The organism is Actinosynnema sp. NPDC020468 (assembly GCF_040642015.1).
Lineage (GTDB): Bacteria > Actinomycetota > Actinomycetes > Mycobacteriales > Pseudonocardiaceae > Actinosynnema.
Map to the genome: position 1 here is coordinate 1 of NZ_JBFAEO010000065.1, position 19,283 is coordinate 19,283.

At 72.1% G+C, this 19,283-nt stretch carries 20 protein-coding genes; 7 read left to right on the plus strand and 13 right to left on the minus strand.

Going from position 1 to position 19,283, the window contains the following annotated elements:
* Window positions 1-35: 35 nt before the first annotated feature.
* The 6 genes from AB0G50_RS32255 to AB0G50_RS32280 all read right to left on the minus strand — a co-directional run bounded on the left by AB0G50_RS32255 (window position 36) and on the right by AB0G50_RS32280 (window position 6,739).
* Window positions 36-1,562, minus strand: coding sequence for an alpha/beta hydrolase (locus tag AB0G50_RS32255; RefSeq protein ID WP_360116608.1), 1,527 nt, complete (start codon window positions 1,560-1,562; stop codon window positions 36-38).
* A 256-nt stretch (window positions 1,563-1,818) separates the two neighbouring features.
* Window positions 1,819-2,790, minus strand: a complete 972-nt coding sequence (egtD, locus tag AB0G50_RS32260) for an L-histidine N(alpha)-methyltransferase (protein WP_360116479.1) — start codon at window positions 2,788-2,790, stop codon at window positions 1,819-1,821.
* Entirely contained in the window at window positions 2,790-3,536 is a 747-nt protein-coding gene (egtC, locus tag AB0G50_RS32265; protein ID WP_360116482.1) for an ergothioneine biosynthesis protein EgtC, read from the minus strand. Before egtC ends, egtD begins: the two co-directional genes overlap by 1 nt.
* 1 nt (window position 3,537) lies before the next feature.
* Window positions 3,538-4,866, minus strand: coding sequence for an ergothioneine biosynthesis protein EgtB (gene egtB, locus AB0G50_RS32270; RefSeq protein ID WP_360116485.1), 1,329 nt, complete (start codon window positions 4,864-4,866; stop codon window positions 3,538-3,540).
* Window positions 4,863-6,056 (minus strand): glutamate-cysteine ligase family protein, encoded by a 1,194-nt coding sequence (locus AB0G50_RS32275; protein WP_360116488.1) that lies wholly within the window; start codon window positions 6,054-6,056, stop codon window positions 4,863-4,865. Before AB0G50_RS32275 ends, egtB begins: the two co-directional genes overlap by 4 nt.
* A gap of 128 nt (window positions 6,057-6,184) precedes the next feature.
* Window positions 6,185-6,739: a Scr1 family TA system antitoxin-like transcriptional regulator gene (locus AB0G50_RS32280; protein ID WP_360116491.1), complete on the minus strand. Its 555-nt coding sequence runs from the start codon at window positions 6,737-6,739 to the stop codon at window positions 6,185-6,187.
* Window positions 6,740-6,863: 124 nt separating this feature from the next.
* On the opposite strand from AB0G50_RS32280, the gene AB0G50_RS32285 reads away from it, so the two are divergent.
* The 3 genes from AB0G50_RS32285 (at window position 6,864) to AB0G50_RS32295 (ending at window position 9,563) form a co-directional block, all read left to right on the plus strand.
* Window positions 6,864-7,457 (plus strand): helix-turn-helix domain-containing protein, encoded by a 594-nt coding sequence (locus AB0G50_RS32285; RefSeq protein ID WP_360116494.1) that lies wholly within the window; start codon window positions 6,864-6,866, stop codon window positions 7,455-7,457.
* Window positions 7,458-7,519: 62 nt separating this feature from the next.
* A complete protein-coding gene (locus AB0G50_RS32290) occupies window positions 7,520-8,041 on the plus strand; it encodes an acyl-CoA thioesterase (RefSeq protein ID WP_360116497.1) in 522 nt (173 codons plus the stop codon).
* A gap of 232 nt (window positions 8,042-8,273) precedes the next feature.
* Window positions 8,274-9,563, plus strand: a complete 1,290-nt coding sequence (locus AB0G50_RS32295) for a cytochrome P450 (protein WP_360116500.1) — start codon at window positions 8,274-8,276, stop codon at window positions 9,561-9,563.
* 142 nt (window positions 9,564-9,705) lie between these two features.
* Here AB0G50_RS32295 and AB0G50_RS32300 read toward each other — a convergent pair whose 3' ends face one another.
* Window positions 9,706-11,181, minus strand: a complete 1,476-nt coding sequence (locus AB0G50_RS32300; protein WP_360116503.1) for a peptide MFS transporter — start codon at window positions 11,179-11,181, stop codon at window positions 9,706-9,708.
* Window positions 11,182-11,363: 182 nt separating this feature from the next.
* Between AB0G50_RS32300 and AB0G50_RS32305 the strand changes: the two genes are divergently transcribed.
* On the plus strand, window positions 11,364-11,897 hold the full coding sequence (locus AB0G50_RS32305) for a TIGR03086 family metal-binding protein (protein WP_360116506.1): 534 nt from the start codon (window positions 11,364-11,366) through the stop codon (window positions 11,895-11,897).
* A 250-nt stretch (window positions 11,898-12,147) separates the two neighbouring features.
* Here the strand turns inward: AB0G50_RS32305 and AB0G50_RS32310 are convergent, their stop codons facing one another.
* From AB0G50_RS32310 to AB0G50_RS32325, 4 genes are all read right to left on the minus strand, one after another.
* Window positions 12,148-12,651 (minus strand): DUF4262 domain-containing protein, encoded by a 504-nt coding sequence (locus AB0G50_RS32310; RefSeq protein WP_360116509.1) that lies wholly within the window; start codon window positions 12,649-12,651, stop codon window positions 12,148-12,150.
* A 77-nt stretch (window positions 12,652-12,728) separates the two neighbouring features.
* Window positions 12,729-13,481, minus strand: coding sequence for a YebC/PmpR family DNA-binding transcriptional regulator (locus tag AB0G50_RS32315; RefSeq protein WP_360116512.1), 753 nt, complete (start codon window positions 13,479-13,481; stop codon window positions 12,729-12,731).
* Between the two features lie 18 nt (window positions 13,482-13,499).
* On the minus strand, window positions 13,500-14,105 hold the full coding sequence (gene pdxT, locus AB0G50_RS32320; RefSeq protein WP_360116515.1) for a pyridoxal 5'-phosphate synthase glutaminase subunit PdxT: 606 nt from the start codon (window positions 14,103-14,105) through the stop codon (window positions 13,500-13,502).
* Between the two features lie 53 nt (window positions 14,106-14,158).
* On the minus strand, window positions 14,159-15,349 hold the full coding sequence (locus AB0G50_RS32325; protein ID WP_360116518.1) for a PLP-dependent transferase: 1,191 nt from the start codon (window positions 15,347-15,349) through the stop codon (window positions 14,159-14,161).
* A 77-nt stretch (window positions 15,350-15,426) separates the two neighbouring features.
* Between AB0G50_RS32325 and AB0G50_RS32330 the strand changes: the two genes are divergently transcribed.
* Genes AB0G50_RS32330 through AB0G50_RS32340 form a run of 3 tightly spaced genes read left to right on the plus strand, consistent with a single transcriptional unit; the run spans window position 15,427 to window position 18,170 of the window.
* On the plus strand, window positions 15,427-15,897 hold the full coding sequence (locus AB0G50_RS32330; protein WP_360116611.1) for an Lrp/AsnC family transcriptional regulator: 471 nt from the start codon (window positions 15,427-15,429) through the stop codon (window positions 15,895-15,897).
* Window positions 15,898-15,905: 8 nt separating this feature from the next.
* Window positions 15,906-17,771, plus strand: a complete 1,866-nt coding sequence (locus tag AB0G50_RS32335; protein WP_360116521.1) for an acyl-CoA dehydrogenase — start codon at window positions 15,906-15,908, stop codon at window positions 17,769-17,771.
* A gap of 18 nt (window positions 17,772-17,789) precedes the next feature.
* Window positions 17,790-18,170 carry a DUF6292 family protein gene (locus AB0G50_RS32340; RefSeq protein WP_360116524.1) on the plus strand — a complete coding sequence of 127 codons (381 nt, stop codon included), beginning with the start codon at window positions 17,790-17,792 and terminating at the stop codon, window positions 18,168-18,170.
* Here AB0G50_RS32340 and AB0G50_RS32345 read toward each other — a convergent pair.
* On the minus strand, window positions 18,167-18,472 hold the full coding sequence (locus AB0G50_RS32345) for an AzlD domain-containing protein (protein ID WP_360116527.1): 306 nt from the start codon (window positions 18,470-18,472) through the stop codon (window positions 18,167-18,169). The two genes, AB0G50_RS32340 and AB0G50_RS32345, sit on opposite strands and share 4 nt — an antisense overlap.
* A gap of 70 nt (window positions 18,473-18,542) precedes the next feature.
* Complete coding sequence (locus tag AB0G50_RS32350; protein ID WP_360116530.1) at window positions 18,543-19,226, minus strand: AzlC family ABC transporter permease; 684 nt, start codon at window positions 19,224-19,226, stop codon at window positions 18,543-18,545.
* Window positions 19,227-19,283: the final 57 nt, after the last annotated feature.

Here is a 19,283-nt window from a genome sequence, read left to right on the forward strand (position 1 = left end):
GTCGCGGACGAACGCGACGGCCGCGCCCGATCCGCTCAGAACGGCTGGACGGTCGGTTCGTAGACCTGGCCGGGCGCCGGCACCCTGAGGTTGATCAGGTAGTCGGTCGCCACCGCGTCCGCGCCGACGCTGTCGCCGAGGATGCAGTGCCCGAAGGAGTCCACGCTGATCAGCCGCGCGTTGCCCAGCTCACGCGCCATCCGCTGGGCGAACTTGTACTGCGTCGCCGGGTCGTAGTAGTTGCCCACGACCAGCACCGGGTTCGGCGTGCGCTTGTTCCACGGACCCGCGTACCGGTCCGGCTTGCGCACCGGCCACGTCGGGCAGGTCAGCAGGTCGGACGCGGCCTGCTGACGGCCGAACGTGGGCGACTCGCGCTCCCACTGCCTCGCGACCAGCGGGAACAGCTCGGGCACCCGGACGAACGGCTTGTCCGTGCAGTTCACGCCGTAGTACGAGTCGTCGGACAGGTACGGCGAGTCGCCGCGCACGTCCGCGACGCCGTGCTTGTTGTTCAACGGCCGCAGCACCTCGGCCGGCGCGACGGACGCGGCGGCGACGCCGGGGTTCAGCGCCGCGTGGACGTTCTGCAACCACGCCGCGAGGTTCTTGAAGCGGGTCGGCGCGTACAGGTCGGACGACACCCGCCCGACGTAGCTCGCGAACGTCACCACCTCGCCCGACGGCAGCGTCACCGACCTGGTGCGCAGCGCGTCCCGGGCGTCGTCGAACTTCTCCCGCGGGTCGCCCTCGCTGTAGGCGCACTTGGGACCCTCGGCGTCGCACCGCTCGAGGAACGCGTCCAGCGACAGCTCGAAGCCCTGCGCGCGTTCGCGGTCGTACTGCGCGCCGTTGCTCGTGCGCAACGCCGGGTCGACGTTGCCGTCCAGGATCAGCGCGCGGGAGCGCTGCGGGAACAGGTTCGCGTAGGTCGCGCCGATGAGCGTGCCGTAGGAGAACCCGACGAAGTTCAGCTGCTTGTCGCCGACGCCCGCGCGGAGCAGGTCGAGGTCGCGCACGACGTCCTCGGTCGACATGTGCGCGAGCAGCGGGCCCGCGACCTTGCGGCACGAGTCGGTGTACTCGCGGGTCGCGGTCATGGTGTCGCGGATCTCGGTCGGCGTGATCGGCGCCGAGCCGATGCGCGCGAACACCGCGTCGGCTTCCTCCTGGGTGGTGAAGCACTGGAGCGGGTTGCTGCGGCCGACACCGCGCGGGTCGAAGCCGATCAGGTCGAACCGCTTCAACACCTCGGGCTGGAAGAACGAGCTGCCGTACGCGGCGTAGATCAGGCCGGCGCCGCCCGGGCCGCCGGGGTTGAGGAACAGCGAGCCGACCTTGTGCGCCTGGTCGTCGGCGGGCCGCTTCATGAGCGCGATGGTGGTCTTGTCGCCGTTCGGCCTGGCGTGGTCGAGCGGAACGGGGTGGTTGGCGCAGCTGACCTTGTCCCGCTGCGCGGCCGGGATCTCGGCCAGCACGTCGGCCGCGCACGCCGACCACGCGACCGGCACCGCGCCCCGCGCCTCGACCTGCGCGCCCGCCACGCCGACCACGCCGGACATCACGGTGCCCGCCGCGAGCGCGACGACGACTGCCCTGCTGATTCTGCCCACTGGTGGTGCCCCTTCGGTTCCACGGCGCCGCCCCTCGGAGAACCGCGGCGCCGAACCGCGAGGCTTTCACTCGATCGTGACACGGAGTACCCGCAGAACGGAGGATTCCCTCCGTCCGAACGCGTGGTGTAGTCAACAGTCCGGGAACCCGAACACGACTGTGCGGTGACCGCCCACCAGAACGGTCACCGCACGGTAGGGATCACTACGCCACGCGGGCCAACGACAGCGCGAACCGGCCTTGGGAGTCGGTCCACCACCGGTGCAGCTCGAACCCGGCGGCGGTCAGCTCGGACTCCACCCGCTCGCGGCGGAACTTCGCCGACACCTCGGTGCGCAGGTCCTCGCCCTCCTCGAACGCGACGTCGACGCCCAGCGCCGTGACGTGGGCGGTGACCGCGCGCCGGGCGCGCAACCGCATCTCGATCCACTCCTGCTCGGCGTTCCACAGCGCCACGTGCTCGAACGCGTCCGGCTCGAAGTCCGCGGCCAGCTCGCGGTTGATCACCCGCAGCACGTTCCGGTTGAACTCCGCCGTCACGCCGGCCGCGTCGTCGTAGGCCCGCACCAGCACGTCCGGGTCCTTGACCAGGTCCGTGCCGAGCAGCAGCCACTCGCCGGGGTCGAGCACGTCGCGCACCGAGCTGAAGAACTTCTCCCGCTCCTCCGGGATCAGGTTCCCGATGGTGCCGCCCAGGAACGCCACCAGCCGGGGCGCGGTGCCGGGCAGCAACCCCAGGTGCTCGGTGAAGTCGCCGACCACGCCGTGCACCTTCAACCCCGGGTAGTCGGCCAGGATCGCGTGCGCGGCGTCGGTGAGCGCGGACGGCGACACGTCCAGCGGCACGAACTCGTGCAGCGTCCCGTGGTCGCGCAACGCGCTCAGCAACAGCCTGGTCTTCTCCGACGAGCCGGAACCCAGCTCCACCAGCGTGTGCGCGCCGGTGGTGGCGGCGATCTCGGCCGCGCGCGCGTCCAGGATCTCCCGCTCGGCGCGGGTCGGGTAGTACTCGGGCAGTCTCGTGATGTCCTCGAACAGGTCGCTGCCCACGGCGTCGTAGAACCACTTCGGCGACACCCACTTCGGCCGCGCCGTCAGGCCTTCCAACGCCTCGGCGCGCAGCGCGACGGCCGCGTCCTCCGGCGTCAGGTGCACGTCCAACACTGGCTCGGTCATCACTGTCCCATCGGTCGAATGTCCACAGTGGATCGTGTTGCGGTGACGACGTGACCGTCCGGCACCTGGTGCCAGCCGGGCTCGTCGTCCAGCGGTTCCGAGCACACCGTCACCGACTCCGAGGTCGCGCGGGTCCACAGCGAGTGCGTCCACGCCGTGCCGACCAGCACGTCCCCGTCGGTGAGCAGGAGGTTGAGCCGGGAACCCGGCGCGACGGCGGCCACTTCGGACACCAGGTCCACCACGGCGTCGGTCGCCGGCACCCCCGCGTCCAGCCGCGCCCGCAACGACGCCCATAGCAGCGCGGAGTCGGTGGGCGCGTCGAGGGTGAGCAGATCGGTGACGGGCAACGACTTCGCCAGGTCCGCCACCGAGTCGGGCCAGCCCGCGACCCGACCGTTGAGGCTGAACAACCGGCGGCCGTCGGTGAACGGCGCGCACGCCGTGTCCACCACGGGCATGCCGATCGACGCCGACCGCACCGCCGCCAGCAGCGCGCCGGTGTGCACGACCCGGCTCAGCGCCAGCAGGTTCTCGTCCGACCAGATCGGGCCCGCACGCCGGTAGCGGACCGTCGACGCCCCCGGCGCCGGGAACCACCCGACGCCGTAGCCGTCCGCGTTGACCGTTCCACCGCCACGCATGTCCGTCGGCGCGTAGGACTGCCGCACCAACGAGTGCGGCGCGTCGTGCAGCAGCGCGGAGACGGGCATGGGTGGACCCAGGTACCCCAGATGGCGGCACATGTCAGACCAGGTCGGCCCGGTGTGCGTCCCGCGCGCAGCGGAAGCCCGCGAAGATCTGCCTGCGGATCGGGTAGTCCCAGTTCCGGAACGTCGCGCGCACCGCCGACGGGTCCGTGCCGAACGACCCGCCGCGCAGCACCTTGTAGTCCGCGCCGAAGAAGACCTGCGAGTACTCGGCGTACGGGAACACCTCGAAACCGGTGTACCCGCGGAAGTCCGAGCTGGTCCACTCCCACACGTCGCCGATCAACTGGTGCACGCCCAACGGCGACGCGCCCTCCGGGTACGCGCCCACCGGTGCCGGCGACAGGTGCCGCTGACCCAGGTTCGCGTGCCGCTCGGTCGGTTCGCCGTCACCCCACGGGTAGCGGCGCGACCGGCCGGTGTCCGGGTCCCAGCGGGCCGCCTTCTCCCACTCCACCTCGGTGGGCAGCCGCTTGCCGACCCACCTCGCGTAGGCCTCGGCCTCGTACTGGCAGACGTGCACCACCGGCTCGTCCGGCACGATCGGCGCGGTCACGCCGAACGCGGTGCGGAACCACTGCCCGTCCTGCTTCTCCCAGAACCTGGGCGCGCGCAAAGACGCCGTGCGCACGTGGGCGTAACCCGCGTCGCTCCACAGTTCCGGCCGCGAGTAGCCGCCCGCGTCGACGAACGCCGCGTACTGGGCGTTGGTGACCGGCGCGGTGTCGATGAAGTAGGCCTCGGTGGACGCGTGGTGCGCCGGGCGCTCGTTGTCCAGCGCCCACGCCTCGGTCGACGTGCCCATCGTGAACGGTCCGGCCGGGACGAACGCCTCGGCGTGCGGCAGCGGCGCGCCGGGCGGTGGCGGCGGCGCGTCCAGGACCGGCGCGCCGACCCGGAGCTGGTGCGTGGCGAGCATGGTCTCGTCGTGCTGCTGCTCGTGCTGGACGATCATGCCGAACGCGAAACCGCCGTCCACCAGCCGGGAACCCTCCAGCGGACTGGTCTCCAGCACGTCGAACACCTTGTCCCGCACCTCGCCCACGTACTTCCGCGCCTCGGCCGGACCGAGCAGCGGCAGCTCCGGGCGCGCCGCGCGGGCGTGCTTGAACGCGTCGTACAGCTCGTCGATGTCCGACCGCACGGGCTCGCGCCCGCCGACGTCGCGCACCAGCCACAGCTCTTCCTGGTTGCCGATGTGCGCGAGGTCCCAGACCAGCGGCGACATCAGCTTGGAGTGCTGGCGCACGAGGTCGTGCTCGTCCACGGCGTCGGTCAGCTGCCTGCTGCGCGCCCGCGCCCTGGTCAGCTGTTCGGCCACGTGGTCGCGGAGCTGTTCGACACCCCGGTCCTCGATGCTGGTCATGAGCGGCCCCCTCCGGTCTTCTCGGCGAGCGTTCGGTGCAGTTCCTCGGCGATCGCGTCGTTCTGGCCCGGGCTCAGGTCGGTGCGGCCCAACGCGCCGCAGCCGAGGTCGACCACGGCCCGGGCGGCACGGGCGAGACCCGGGTCCCGCAGGCCGTCGCGCGCGGCGGCGATCCACCGGCCCGCCGACCGCTCGGTCGCGGCGAGCACACCGTCCACCACGGACCGGTCGCTGAACAGCGCCGCCATCAGCACCGTCGGCGCCACCCACCCGCCGGGCTGGGGCGTGTCGAAGTAGCGCACCTCCATGTAGCCGCGCGGGCGGACCGGCGGGAACTGGAGCGTCATGTGGTAGTCGAGGTCGTCGGACGTCGGGCGCCGGTCGAGCGCGCCGTCGATCCAGTCCGCGAAGGACAGCGGGAACGGTGGCAGCCAGCTGTTTCCCGGTCGGCGCACCACGATCACCGGCGCGTCGACCACCCGTCTGGCCCATGCCGACGCCGGGTCCGCGCACACGGCGGCGGGCCTGGTGCGCACCGGATCCGTGCCGTACAGGGACCTCATCCGCGCGGTGGCCCACTCCGTGCGCCGACCGCCGACACCGGGCGAGTTCGCGAACAGCGCGGTCAGCACCGGCCCGAGCGCGTGCACCGCGGCCCAGCGGTGCGGCAGGTCCTCGGCGAGGCCGAAGTCCAGGCACACCTGGAGACCGGCGGTGCTGCACATCATCGTGATGCCCTCCGGCCCGACGGGCGCGAAGGCCGCTTCCATGGCCGCGTACCGCGGCACGCGCAGCATCCTCTTGGGAGGGCGGTACGCGTCGGCGCCGCGACGACCGGTGACCAGGGCGGCGCGGGCGAGGAGGCGGTCCAGGTGCTCGATGTCGGCCGCGACGGTCTTCAGCAGCTCGGTGAGCGATTCGCTGGGAGCGGTGGAGATCTCCACCTGACCGCCGGGTTCGACGGTGAGGGGTGTGCCTCCGGGCAGCGGTTCCTGCGGGCTGTCCGGGACGAGCGTGGGCGGCGCGTGCCTGCCCAGCGCCGCGGCGAGCGTCGACGCCTCCAGCGGGCGGCACGGGTCTTCGACGTGGTGGACGGTCCATTCCAGTTCGACCCCGAGGAGTCGCGGTGGACCGTGTTTGAAGCAGACCGAGGCGACGTACGCCTCGGCCTCCGCGCGGCTCTTGAACACCGCCGGCGCGGGTCCCTGAGCCGGGTCATTACGGACAGAAGTCACTTCGCGCACTCCCGGTGATCAGCCTCGTCTCTCGACGCTACACGGGGGTACCGACAGTCGCACCCAACCAAAACCCTTACGGATCAATGAATCGTCCTGGTCGTGCCAAGATCTCCCGCCGCGAACCACAACCGCGAGCCGTGGTCGCTCAACGCGATCCGGTCCAGGTGCGCGAGCGCGTCGCGGTGCCCGGCGACGACGTCGGCGCGTCCGCCCGAGTACGCGACCGGCGGCGCGTCGGTGAACTCCAGGTACTCGAAGGGCCGCAGGAGGCACGGGTGCGCGCCCGCCTCGCACAGCACCAGGCGGACCCGCCACGGCGCGTCGGCGAGCGCCTCGCGCTGCGCGGCCATCACCCGGTCGTCTCCGACCCGGAGGTGGAACGCGGACTCGTGGAGGTAGAAGACGCAGTCCCGGTCGCGCAGCGCGGCGTGGTCGACCGGGTCGTCGCCGAACGCCTCGGCGTACTCCGGGGTGCGCAGCGGAGCCGGCACGGCCATCGGCTCGTAGTAGGCGATCGCGGTGGCGCGCAGGCGGTCCAGGGTCGGACCGTGGCCCATCAGCCGCACCAGGTCGAGCACGTCGACCTTCGCGTGCGGCCGGCCCAGTCGTGCGATGCTCGTCTCACCTGCGGTCACGGCGGGTCAAAGTAGTGCGCTCCGACCTGCCGTTTCGACGCGAGGCGGACAAATACACCCCAACGACTGACCAATCCGTACGTACGGATTGGATTTCGTGGTCCATTTCCGGCAACATCGACAGGTGCCCAGGGTCAGCCAGGACCACCTCGACGCCCGCCGCCGCCAGATCCTCGACGGCGCCCGGACCTGTTTCGCGCGGTTCGGCTACGAAGGCGCCACCGTGCGCCGGCTGGAAGAGGCTACCGGGCTGTCCCGCGGCGCGATCTTCCACCACTTCCGGGACAAGGAGTCGTTGTTCCTCGCGCTCGCCGAGGACGACGCGCTGCGGATGGCCGAGGTGGTGGCCGAGCAGGGCCTGGTGCAGGTGATGCGCGACCTGCTGACCAACCCCGTGCCGACCGACGCCGACCACCCCGCCGACTGGTTGGGCACCCGGCTCGAGGTGTCGCGCCGGCTGCGCACCGACCCGGAGTTCCGCGCCCGCTGGGCGGAGCGGTCCCGGCAGCTCACCGACGCGACCCGGCAGCGCCTGCTGCGCCAGCGCGAAGCCGGGAACCTGCGCGACGACGTGGACGTGGACGTGCTGACGTCGTTCCTGGAGCTGGTGCTGGAAGGTCTGGTCTCGCACCTGGCCATGGGCCTGCCCGCGGACGACCTCGAGCCGGTGCTGGACCTGGTCGAGGAGTCGGTCCGCCGGCACCGCCGCACGGCCTGACCGCGTTTTCGTGCTCCGAACGCGCTGACCGCGACGGTGTTCCGGCCCTAGGATCACCGACCATGGCCGACCCGCGTCCCGCCCACGTGCACCGGGTGCGGGTGCGCCCGGTCGACTGCGACCGCCAGGGCATCGCGCACGCGTCCCGCTACCCGGTGTTCTTCGAGGCCGCGATGGTGGAGACGCTGCGGTCGCTGCTCGGGTCGTACCGGGAGTTGGAGAAGCACGGCATCGAGTTCGTGACCGCCGAGACCTCGATCCGCTACCTCGCGCCGGCGCGGTTCGACGACCTGTTGCGGATCACCGTGCGGGTGCGGACCGTGGGCACCACGACGTTGACCCTGGGCTTCGACGCGGACGTGGACGGCACCGCGGTCGCCACCGGCTGGAACCGCTACGTCTCCTTCGGCACACCCGAACAGCGCGGCACCCCGCTGCCCGACGGCTTCCGCCGCGCGTTCGAACTGCGCACGGCCCGCACCGCGGCGCCGACCCGGGCCGCCACCACGCCCCGAACCGGCGCGACCCGCACGTCCGACACCGGCCGCGGCACCCCGACACCGCGCACCGGCGGAACCCGCTGACCCGTCGAACCGGCACGGGGCGGCTCGGTGAAGCAGGCCGCACGCGCCGGTTCAGCGTCAGCGCACGCGAGGCAGGTCCGCGAACAGGCTCGCGCGCGTCCCACCCGGACCCGCGGGTTCGGCGCGGACCTCACCGGCGTTCGGCGGTGGACCCACCGGTCCGGCACAACCCGTCGCGCGACACCCCGGCCGTGTTCTTGAAGAAATTTCGCGCCCGTAGAACCGTGGTGGGATGCCGTCCGCGCTGAAGAACGCCTCGCTGCTCCTGCTCGCCCGCACCCTGGTCCGGGCGCAGGCCGCCCTCGGCGATCCCGGCGCCCGGCTGTTCGGGCTCGACCCCACCCGCGACCCCTACCCGGACTACGAGCGCGTGCGCCGGCGCGGCACCGTGGTGCGCAGTCGGATGGGGGTCTACCTGACCGCCGACCACGCGCTGTGCCGGCGGCTGCTGCGCGATCCCGACTACGGCGTGCTGCCCGCCTCCACGCTCGCGATCGCCGACTCGACCGCGGAGGCCGGCGGGCGGCGGTTGGTCAACCCGGTGGACGAGTCCTTCCTGGTGCGCAACCCGCCCGACCACACCCGGTTGCGCCGGCTCGTCGCGCCGTGGTTCACCCCGCGCGGCCTGCGCGCGCAGCAGGAGACCGTGGAACGGGTGGTCGAGGCGTACCTGGACGAGGTCGGGCCGACGTTCGACCTGGTGGGCGACTTCGCGGCCCGGGTGCCGATCCAGGTGATCGCGGACCTGCTCGGGGTGCCCGGCGCGGACCACGTGGCGTTCGCCCGGTGGGGCAGCGCGATCGTGAACGCGCTCGACGGCGTCCGCGACATGAAGGAGATGCGCGCGCTGCACGACGCGCTGCGCGAGTTCGAGGCGTTCCTGGACGACCTGATCGCGCACCGGCGGCGGCACCCGGGCGACGACGTGGTGAGCGCGCTCGCGATCCGCGACGACCTGTCCCGCGACGACCTGATCGCCACCACCGAACTGCTGCTGGTGGCCGGGTTCGAGACGACGGTGAACCTGATCGGGAACGCGGTGCTCGCCGTGCTGGGCGACCCGGAGGTGCGCGACCGGCTGGTCGCCGACCCGGCGCACGCGGAGGCGGTGATCGAGGAGACGCTGCGACTCGACCCGCCGGTGCAGTACACGGTCCGGGTGCCATTCCGGCCGGTCGTTCTCGAAGGGGTGGACATTCCGCGCGGGGTGCCGATCGTGCTGGTGCTGGCGGGCGCGAATCGCGACCCGGCCGTGTTCGAGGACCCGCACCGCTTCCGGCCCGGCCGGCCCGACGGGCACGAGCACCTGGCGTTCTCGTCCGGCATCCACTACTGCCTCGGCGCGGGCCTGGCCCGGATGGAGGGCGCGGCGGCGTTGCGCGGGCTGTTCGGGAGGTTCCCCGGACTGCGCGCGGCGGGCCGCGTCCGACGCCGTCCGTCCCGGGTGATCCGGGGCGCGGCGCGGTTCCCCGTCACCACCGGGGTGGAGAAGGTCCACCCAATCGTGGAAACCATCAGCTGAACCACAGGAATGTGGTGCATGATTGTGCCCAGCGCGGGATCGACCCGCCGCACCGCCGCCGCGGCGGGTCGCCCGCGCTCCCATTCACCGCACTATTGCGGAATTCCTCGCGCCGGGTAAGCGCGCGATCACGAGTGGTCGACTAGTCGACGCCCCGCATCAACTTCCGAATGGCCGGCGCCGTCGCGACGAGCGCGATACCGAGCAGGATCGCCACGCCGCCGAGCACGCCGAAGTACGCCACCGCGTTCTCGTCGCTGTAGAACCGGACCACGATCGCGCCGATGCCCTGCCCCGCCGCCGACGCGAGGAACCACAGGCCCATGGTCTGCGACGCGAACGCCCGCGGCGCGAGCTTCGTGGTCACCGACAGGCCGACCGGCGAGAGCATCAGCTCGCCGCACGTCATCACCAGGTACATGCCGATGATCCACAGGAAGCTCACCCGCACGCCGGGGTCGCCCTGGCTCGCGATCATCATCAGCACGTAGGACAACCCCACGAGCAGCAGCGAGAAGCCGAACTTGCGCGGCGTCGACGGCTGGCGCTGACCGAGCTTCACCCACAGCAGCGCGAACAGCGGCGCCACCAGGATGATCAGCACCGGGTTGACCGCCTGCACGTAGCTCGGCGGCCAGTCGAAGCCCAGGAAGTGGTGGTCCACCTTGGTGTCCGCGAACGCCGCGATCACCGTCGAGCTCTGCTCGAACAGCAGCCAGAACATCACCGCGGCGATGAACAGCGGGATGTAGGCGGTCAGCCGCGACCGCTCCACGTCGGTGGTCCGCGCGCTGCGCAGCATCACCACGAAGTAGCCGATCGGCAGCGCCACCGAGACGACGCTGATCAGCGTGATCACGCCCTCGCCGTCGAGCACGCCGGTGACCACCAGCACGACCACGGCGGCGACCACGGCGGCCGTGATGCCCGCGATCCGGCCGAGCACGCCCGCGCGCTCCTCGGCGGGCAGCGGGTTGGGCGGGGTGGCCGCCGAGCCGCCGAGGTTCTTCAGGCCGGCCCGGTAGAACACCAGCCCGGCCGCCATGCCGACGGCCGCCGCGCCGAAGCCCAGGTGCCAGTCGACCTTCTCGCCCAGCGTGCCGCAGATGATGGGCGCGAGGAAGCCGCCCAGGTTGATGCCCATGTAGAACACCGTGAAACCGGAGTCCCGCCGCGGGTCGTCCGCCGCGTACAACCCGCCGACGACGGTGGAGATGTTCGGCTTGAGCAGACCCGTGCCCAGCACGATCAGGATCAGACCGGTGTAGACGCCGGCCACCCCGATGGGCAGCGCGAGCGCCACGTGGCCGAGCATGATCAGGATGCCGCCGTAGTACACCGACCGCTGGCCGCCCAGCACCCGGTCGGCCAGCCACCCGCCTGCCACGCCGGACATGTAGACCGACGAGCCGTAGATCGCGACCAGGGACAGCGCGAAGCTCTTGTCCAGGCCCAGCGCGCCCTCGGCGGTGGAGCGGTACAGGTAGTAGGCGAGGATCGCCTTCATCCCGTAGTAGGAGAAGCGCTCCCACAGTTCGGTGAAGAACAGCGTCGACAACCCTCGGGGGTGCCCGAAGAAGCCGCGTTGCGGTGGGGACACGGCGCTCGTGGCGCTCACAGTTTTCCTCCTGGTGTCAACGGTGTCACCGGGTTTGGTGCCGGATCACGCTACGCCGTACGGGGGTACGGCACGAAACCGACGAAGGTCGGTCGTGGTGGGGAGCACACGTTCGGGGTGCGCGACGACGCGACCTTTGGTGGACTCGTGGGGTGGAACTGATCGAGGCACACGGACGCGCGATGACCGGGTTCGACTCGCGGGTGCGCCGGATCGGGGCCGACCAGTGGGGCGCCGAGACGCCCTGCGCGGAGTGGACGGTCCACGACCTGGTCAACCACCTGGTCAACGAACAGCTCTGGGCGCCCGAACTGCTGGCCGGCTGCACGGTCGAGCAGGTCGGCGACCGGTTCGACGGCGACCAGTTGGGCGAGGACCCGCTGCACGCCTGGGTACTGGCGGCGGCCGCCGCGAGAGAGGCCTGGATCGCGCCGAAGGCCCTGCTCAAGCCGGTGCACCTGAGCAGCGGCCGGTCCACCGCCGTCGAGTACGGCTGGCAGATGACCCTGGACCTGACGGTGCACGCGTGGGACCTCGCTCGGGCGATCGGGGCGGACGAACGCCTCGACCCGGACGTGGCGCAGGCCGTGTTGGACTACGTCGAACCGCAGATCGACGCGTGGAGCGGCACCGGTCTGTTCGAGGCTGCCGTGCCGGTACCCGACGACGCCGACGTCCAAACGCGACTGATCGGGTTGCTCGGCCGGACACCCTGAGTGGCGGGTGGTCCGGAGGGTCGCTGTGTCCACGTGCGCGCGGGTCTCCCGGGTCGAGAACGGCGGCACGGTCGGGTCGCCCGGGGAGTTGTGCCCGTCTGCGGGATGGAGGTGCGCGTCCCGCCCGTCGCCGGGGCGGGACGCGCAGTGTGTGCCTCTCCCCCTGTGGCGGCGCACGTCACAGTTCTAGCGGCTGCGGGATGTCCGGTGTCGGTGCTCCGGCGGTTGACAACGATCACCGGACAACGCGTCACGGCCCGCTGACACCGGGGTTCCAGCTCTCCGGCCTGCCGCTTTCGGTCAGCAGCAGCTGCCAGTCGCCGAAACCGGCGGGCGCGGACTCCTGCCACGGCCAGTGGCCGTCGGTGGTGGGGATGACGATCTGCACGGCGGCGAAGTCGCCCTTGGGGTGCAGCAGGAAGGCGCTGCCGAGGAACTCCGTGTAGAAGCCTTTGAACACGCGTTCGAACGTGACCGGCACGCCGTCGAAGAAGTCGAAGTACAGCTTGCCCGGCACGAACCGCTCGCCGGCGCCCGCCCGCGTCACGTACATCCGGATCAGCACCTCGGCCATCTCCGGCGGCAGACCGAGCACGACCGCCTCGGCGACGCCGAACCTGCGCCACGCGCCGACCGAGAACGCGTAGCCCGCGCCCTCGGCGTCCTCGGGCACGGTGACCACCGCGTGGCCGTGCCGCTCGGACTGCTCGAGCAGCCAGTTGCGCAGGTTCTGGTCCTGTGGGCTCAGGGACATGTCCCGATTGTGCCAACCGGCACGACGGAGCCGGGCGGCCACTGGGGTCCGCCCGGCTCCGGGGTGTCGTGCTAGGGCTAGGCGTCGACCTCGGCCATGACCTCGTCGGACACGTCGAAGTTCGCGAAGACGTTCTGCACGTCGTCGCAGTCCTCGAGGGCGTCGATCAGCTTGAAGATCTTGCGCGCGCCCTCGGCCTCCAGCTGGACCGACACGGACGGCAGGAAGTTCGCCTCGGCCGACTCGTAGTCGTAGCCCGCCTCCTGGAGCGCCTTGCGGACCGCGACCAGGTCGGTCGCCTCGGACACGACCTCGTAGTTGTCGCCGAGGTCGTTGACCTCCTCCGCGCCCGCGTCCAGCACGGCCAGGAGCACGTCGTCCTCGGACAGGCCGTTGCGCGGCACGATCACGACGCCCTTGCGGGTGAACATGTACGCGACCGAGCCCGGGTCGGCCATCGAGCCGCCGTTGCGGGTCATCGCCGTCCGCACCTCGCTCGCCGCGCGGTTGCGGTTGTCGGTCAGGCACTCGACCAGCACCGCGACGCCGTTCGGGCCGTAGCCCTCGTACATGATCGTCTGCCAGTCGGCGCCGCCGGCCTCCTCGCCGCCGCCGCGCTTGCGGGCGCGCTCGATGTTGTCCAGCGGCACGGAGTTCTTGCGCGCCTTCTGGATGGCGTCGTACAGCGTGGGGTTGCCGTCCGGGTCGCTACCGCCGGTGCGGGCCGCGACCTCGATGTTCTTGATCAACCGCGCGAAGAGCTTGCCGCGCTTGGCGTCGATTGCGGCCTTCTTGTGCTTGGTGGTCGCCCACTTTGAGTGGCCGCTCATTTCTCCTCCGTCGAATACTCAGCCCGCGGCACGGACCATGTCCACGAAATGGCGGTGGACGCGCGCGTCACCGGTCAGTTCCGGGTGGAACGAGGTGGCGAGCACGTGCCCCTGCCGAACCGCGACGATCCTACCGGCGGCCTCTCCCGCTTCGGCGGATTCGGGAACCCGGGCGAGTACCTCGACGTCCGGTCCGGTCGATTCCACCCACGGGGCCCGGATGAAGACCGCGTGCACGTCGCCGACGCCCGCGAACTCCAGTTCCGCCTCGAAGGAATCGACCTGGCGACCGAACGCGTTGCGCCGCACCACGATGTCCAACCCGCCGAGTTGGTGCTGGTCCGGTCGACCGTCGAGCACGGTGTCGGCGAGGAGGATCATGCCGGCGCACGAGCCGTAGGCGGGCAGGCCCTCCTTCAGCCGGGCGCGCAGCGGCTCCAGCAGGTCGAACGTGGCGAGCAGCCGGCTGATGGTCGTCGACTCGCCGCCGGGCAGCACCAGCCCGTCCACCTCGGCCAACTCCTCCGGCCGGCGGACCGGCCGGGCCAGGACGTCGCACTCGGCCAACGCCACGAGGTGCTCTTGCACGTCGCCCTGGAGGGCGAGGACACCGACAACGGACACCCTGGGTTCTTCCTCCCACCGACCACCTTTCGCACCACCCTAGGTGACCGGGGTCAGCGCGTTTCCGCCAGGTGTTTCACCGCGACCCGACGCGGCGCGGGCAGCGCGCGGTCCAGGTCCTGCCAGAGGTCCTCCACGTCCTCCAGGCCGACGCTGAGCCGGAGCAGATCCGCCGGCACGCCGCTGGCCTCGCGCTCCGCGCCGGGCACCAGGCGGTGGGTCAGCGCGGCCGGGTGCTCGACCAGGGTGTCGACCGAGCCCAGGCTCACCGCGGGGGTGATCAGCCGCAGTCGGCGCACGACCTCCGTCGGGTCCTCGCGGGTGGTGAACGCCAGCACCGCGCCCGGACCGCGCAGCTGCGTGCCGAGCAGCGGCGACGAGGTCAGGCTCGGGTGCCACACGCGGTCGACGCCGGCGTGCCCGGCCAGGCGGGCGGCCAGGTCGGTGGCGGTGCGCTGGGAGGCTTCCACGCGCAGCGGCAGGGTAGCCAGGCCGCGGTGCATCAGGTAGCCGCCGAGCGGGTGCAGCACGGCGCCGGTCACGATCCTGACCTGGCGCAACGGCCCGGCGTGCGCCTCGTCGCAGGCCACCACGCCGCCCAGCACGTCGCCGTGGCCGCCGAGGTACTTGGTGCCGGAGTGCAGCACGTAGGTCGCGCCGAACGCGAAGGGGTTCTGGAGCACGGGTGTGGCGAAGGTGTTGTCCACGACCACCGGCACCCCACCGGCCTGCGCGACCACCGCCGCGATGTCCACCAGCAGCAGGTTCGGGTTCGCGGGCGTCTCGATCACCACCAGCCCGGTGTCGGGGGTGATCGCCTCGGCCACCCGGTCCGCCTCCGCGTAGGTGGTGCGCACGCCGAGCAGCCCCGACGACAGCAGGTGGTCGGTGCCGCCGTAGATCGGGCGCACGGCCACCACGTGCGGCCTGCCGGCCAGTACGCACGCGGCCTGCACCACGGCGGTCACCGCGGCCATGCCGCTGCCGAACGCGACCGCCGACGACGTGCCCTCCAGCGCGGCCAGCGCCTGCTCGAACCGGGCCACGGTCGGGTTGTGCAGCCGCGCGTACACCGGGGAGGTCGCGGACGCGGCGCCGTCGGCGAGGGCTTGCAGCGCGAACCCGCCCTCGGCCTGGTCCGGCACGGGGTAGGTGGTGGAGAGGTCGATGGGCAGGGCGTGCACCCCGAGGGCGGCGAGGTCGTCGCGCCCGCCGTGCACCGCTGTGGTCCGCAACCGGGTCATGGCCGAATGGTGGACTTCGCGTCGGCGGGTGGGCGAAACTTCCGCAGCCCGTGCGGAGGAAGGACCGGAACGCCGTGATGGATTCGATCGACGCCGCGATCGTGCAGGAGTTGCAGAACGACGCGCGCCTGCTCAACAAGGACCTGGCCGAGCGGGTGAACGTGGCCGCGTCGACGTGCGTGGTCCGGCACCGCGCGTTGCGCGACCGGGGCGTGATCACCGGGTACCACGCGGAGGTGGACCTGGCCGCGATCGGCCGGCCGGTGCAGGCGGTCATCGCGGTCCGCGTGCGTCCGCACACCCGCGCGGTCGTCGGGCCGTTCCTGGACTACGCGCTCACGCTGCCCGAGGTGCTGGCCGTGTCGCACGTCGCCGGTCCGGAGGACTTCCTGGTGCACGTGGCGGTCGCCGACACCGCGCACCTGCAACGGCTGGTGCTCGACCGGTTCACCACCCGGCGCGAGGTGACCGAACTGCACACCAACCTGCTGTTCCAACACGTCCGCAAGCACGTCGTGCCGCCTGCGGACGGCGCGGGCGTGTGTTAGCAAAGGGCATGACCGAAGCACTGCGCGACCTGCTCGACGGGCGGTGGGCCGACCTCCGGCGCGCCTCGCTGGACCTGCTCGCGAAGCTCGAACCGGCCGGCGAGCTGTCCCGCGAGGACTACCGCGCGTGGGTGTTCGAGCAGCTCCGGGCGTTGGCCGACGGCGGGCACCCGCTGATCGGGTTCCCCGAGCGGCACGGCGGTCGCGACGACGTGGGCGGCTCGGTGGTCGCGTTCGAGGTGCTCGGGTTCGGCGACCTGTCGCTGATGGTCAAGGCGGGCGTGCAGTGGGGCCTGTTCGGCGGCGCGGTGCAGGCGCTGGGCACCGACGTCCACCACGACCGGTACCTGCCGGGGATCATGTCGCTGGAGCTGCCCGGCTGCTTCGCGATGACCGAGACCGGGCACGGGTCCGACGTGCAGAACCTGGGCACGACGGCGACCTACGACGTCGACGCGGGCGAGTTCGTGGTGCACACGCCGGACGCCGAGTCGCGCAAGGACTACATCGGCAACGCGGCCCGCGACGGCCGGCTGGCGGTGGTGTTCGCGCAGCTGGTCACCGGTGGCGAGCGGCACGGGGTGCACGCGCTGGTGGTGCCGATCCGGGACGCCGACGGCTCGCCCGCGCCGGGTGTGACCATCGAGGACTGCGGCCCGAAGGCCGGGTTGAACGGCGTGGACAACGGGCGGCTGGCGTTCGACCACGTGCGGGTGCCGCGGGAGAACCTGCTGAACCGGTACGGCGACGTCGCGCCGGACGGCACGTACTCCAGCCCGATCGAGGGCGTCGGCCAGCGGTTCTTCACCATGCTGGGCACGTTGGTGCGCGGTCGGATCAGCGTGGCGGGCGGTGCGGGCAGCGCGACCAAGAAGGCGCTGACCGTGGCGATCCGGTACGCCGACCGGCGGCGGCAGTTCACCCGGCCCGACTCCGGCGCCGAGGTCGTGGTGCTGGACTACCTGGCGCACCAACGACGTCTGCTGCCCGCGTTGGCGACCACGTACGCGCTGCACTTCGCGCAGGAGGAGCTGGTGTCGGCGCTGCACGACATCACCCGCGAGCGGACCAGCCCGGCCGACGCCGACGAGCGTCGGCAGCGCGAGCTGGAGTCGCGGGCCGCCGGGTTGAAGGCCGTCGCGACGTGGCACGCGACCGCGACCATCCAGACGTGCCGGGAGGCGTGCGGCGGCGCGGGGTACCTGGCGGAGAACCTGATCTCCGGGCTCAAGGCCGACACGGACGTGTTCACCACCTTCGAGGGCGACAACACGGTGCTGTCGCAGCTGGTCGCGAAGGGGTTGCTGACCTCGTACCGGGACCACGTCGGCGACCTCGACCCGTGGGGCATGGCGCGGTTCGTCGCCGACCAGGCGGTGGGCGTGGTGATCGAGCGGACCGCCGCGCGGGCGATCATCGACCGGCTGGTGGGCGGCAGCTCGGAGTCGTTGCTGGACCGGGGTTGGCAGGTGCGCCAGTTCGAGGACCGCGAGCGGCACGTGCTGGAGGGGTTGGCGCGGCGGTTGCGCAAGGCGACGCCGGAAACCGCGTTCGACGTGTTCAACGCGGCGCAGGACCACGTGCTGCACGCGGCGCGGGCGCACACCGACCGGGTGGTGCTGGAGGCGTTCGTCGCGGCGCTGGACCGGTGCGACGACGAGCGGTTGGCGCTGTTGTGCGATCTGTACGCGCTGTCCACGATCGAGGCGGACCGGGCGTGGTTCCTCGAGCACGGCCGGTTGACGCCGCAGCGGGCGAAGTCGGTGACCCAGGCGGTGAACGACCTGTGCGCCCGGCTGCGTCCGCACGCGGTGGACCTGGTCGACGTCTTCGGCATCCCGGAGTCGTGGGTCGCCGCACGGATCACCGGCTGACGGGTCCAGGATGGACCGATGGACGACCTCGCGGTGCTGCACTCGGGCCTGGCCGGGTACGTGCGCGCGGTGGCGGAGGCGGTCGGCGTGCCACCGGAGGGCACCGGGCACGAGGTCAGCGACACCGCCACCGCCTACCTCGCGCTCGCCGAGGGTACGGGCGACCCCTTGATGCTGTTGTGGAGCGAATGGCGCGGCTGGTCGATCGCGGTGGAGACCGGACCGGCCGAGCCGGCGGTCGTCGTGGCCCACCTGGGCGCGCCGCTCGTGCCGGAGCCGGCGGCGGTGGCGCGGTTCGTGCGGGCGGTGCTGGCAGGCGGTCGGGGCGACCCGGAGCCGGACTTCCGGGCGGACGACCGGGGCGCGCTGGCCCGCAGCCTGGTCGGGTACGCGGGCTAGAGGCCGAGCAGCCGGAGTCCGGCGGTGGTCGCCGCGGCCAGCACCACGACGAGCACGAACGGCGCCTTGCGCCACGCCGCGAGCCCGCCGACCAGGACGCCGAGCGGCAGCGCCCAGCCGGCGAGGTGCTGCCCCTTCATCAGGGACGAGGTCGCGACCAGGGCGACCAGCAGCACGGTGGCGCTGGTCGAGAGCAGCTCGCGCACGCGCGGCGGCAGGCTCAGCCGGTCGCGCAGCAGGGGGCCGGCGAGCCGGAACGCGTAGGTGCCGACGGCGAGCACGAGGACCGCGGCGAGCGTCACGAGGTCACCTCCCTGCGGGATCGGCCGTCCACGACCGGACAGCCGGGCCGTGCGAGGCGGGGTGCGATCGTCATACCGCGACCTCGCTCCGCCGCCGGATCGTCGCGACCAGGCCGCCCAGCGCCAGCAGGACCGGCACGCCCGGCGGCAGGAACGGGGTGGTGGCCAGGGCGATGACCGCGCCGACGACGGCCGCGCGCAGCGTGGCGCGGTCCTTCAGGGCGGGCAGGACCAGGGCCAGCATCGCGGCCGGGAACGCGGCGTCCAGGCCGAACGTGGCCGGGTCGCCGATCGCCTGACCGGCCAGCGCGCCGCCGACGACCGCGATGTTCCAGGCGAAGAACAACGCGACGCCGCACGACCAGTACGCCGCGCGGGCCCGGGCCGGGTCGCGCTGGGCCAGCGCGAAGGCGACCGTCTCGTCGATCATCAGGTGGCTGCCGACCAACCGCGCCGCCCAACTGCGCCCCAGCACGTCGCCCACCGCCAGGCCGAACGGCAGGTGGCGGGCGTTGAGCACGAGTCCCGCCAGCACCGCCGCGGCCGGACTGCCGCCCGCCGCCACGATGCCGACCGCCATGAACTGCGAGCCGCCGCCGAACACCAGCACCGACATCACCAGCGGCATCCACCACGGCAGGCCCACGGCGACCGAGATCGCGCCGAAGGAGGCGCCGTTGACCGCGGCGCCGGCGGCCACCGCGGAGACGTCACGCAGCAGCCGGGGATCAAGGGTTCGCCATATCGAACGCATCGTCTTCTACGATGAACACAGCAGGTGCTGTTCGTCAAGCCGAACGACGGGACTGAT

Coding starts and splice junctions, on each gene's coding strand:
- AB0G50_RS32340 (WP_360116524.1), top strand. CDS start 17,790: ATGGACGACCTCGCGGTGCTGCACTCGGGCCTGGCCGGGTACGTGCGC.
- AB0G50_RS32290 (WP_360116497.1), top strand. CDS start 7,520: ATGGCCGACCCGCGTCCCGCCCACGTGCACCGGGTGCGGGTGCGCCCG.
- AB0G50_RS32335 (WP_360116521.1), top strand. CDS start 15,906: ATGACCGAAGCACTGCGCGACCTGCTCGACGGGCGGTGGGCCGACCTC.
- AB0G50_RS32295 (WP_360116500.1), top strand. CDS start 8,274: ATGCCGTCCGCGCTGAAGAACGCCTCGCTGCTCCTGCTCGCCCGCACC.
- AB0G50_RS32315 (WP_360116512.1), bottom strand. CDS start 13,481: ATGAGCGGCCACTCAAAGTGGGCGACCACCAAGCACAAGAAGGCCGCA.
- AB0G50_RS32325 (WP_360116518.1), bottom strand. CDS start 15,349: ATGACCCGGTTGCGGACCACAGCGGTGCACGGCGGGCGCGACGACCTC.
- egtB (WP_360116485.1), bottom strand. CDS start 4,866: ATGACCAGCATCGAGGACCGGGGTGTCGAACAGCTCCGCGACCACGTG.
- AB0G50_RS32330 (WP_360116611.1), top strand. CDS start 15,427: ATGGATTCGATCGACGCCGCGATCGTGCAGGAGTTGCAGAACGACGCG.
- egtC (WP_360116482.1), bottom strand. CDS start 3,536: ATGTGCCGCCATCTGGGGTACCTGGGTCCACCCATGCCCGTCTCCGCG.
- AB0G50_RS32255 (WP_360116608.1), bottom strand. CDS start 1,562: ATGTCCGGCGTGGTCGGCGTGGCGGGCGCGCAGGTCGAGGCGCGGGGC.
- AB0G50_RS32305 (WP_360116506.1), top strand. CDS start 11,364: ATGACCGGGTTCGACTCGCGGGTGCGCCGGATCGGGGCCGACCAGTGG.
- egtD (WP_360116479.1), bottom strand. CDS start 2,790: ATGACCGAGCCAGTGTTGGACGTGCACCTGACGCCGGAGGACGCGGCC.
- AB0G50_RS32310 (WP_360116509.1), bottom strand. CDS start 12,651: ATGTCCCTGAGCCCACAGGACCAGAACCTGCGCAACTGGCTGCTCGAG.
- AB0G50_RS32350 (WP_360116530.1), bottom strand. CDS start 19,226: ATGCGTTCGATATGGCGAACCCTTGATCCCCGGCTGCTGCGTGACGTC.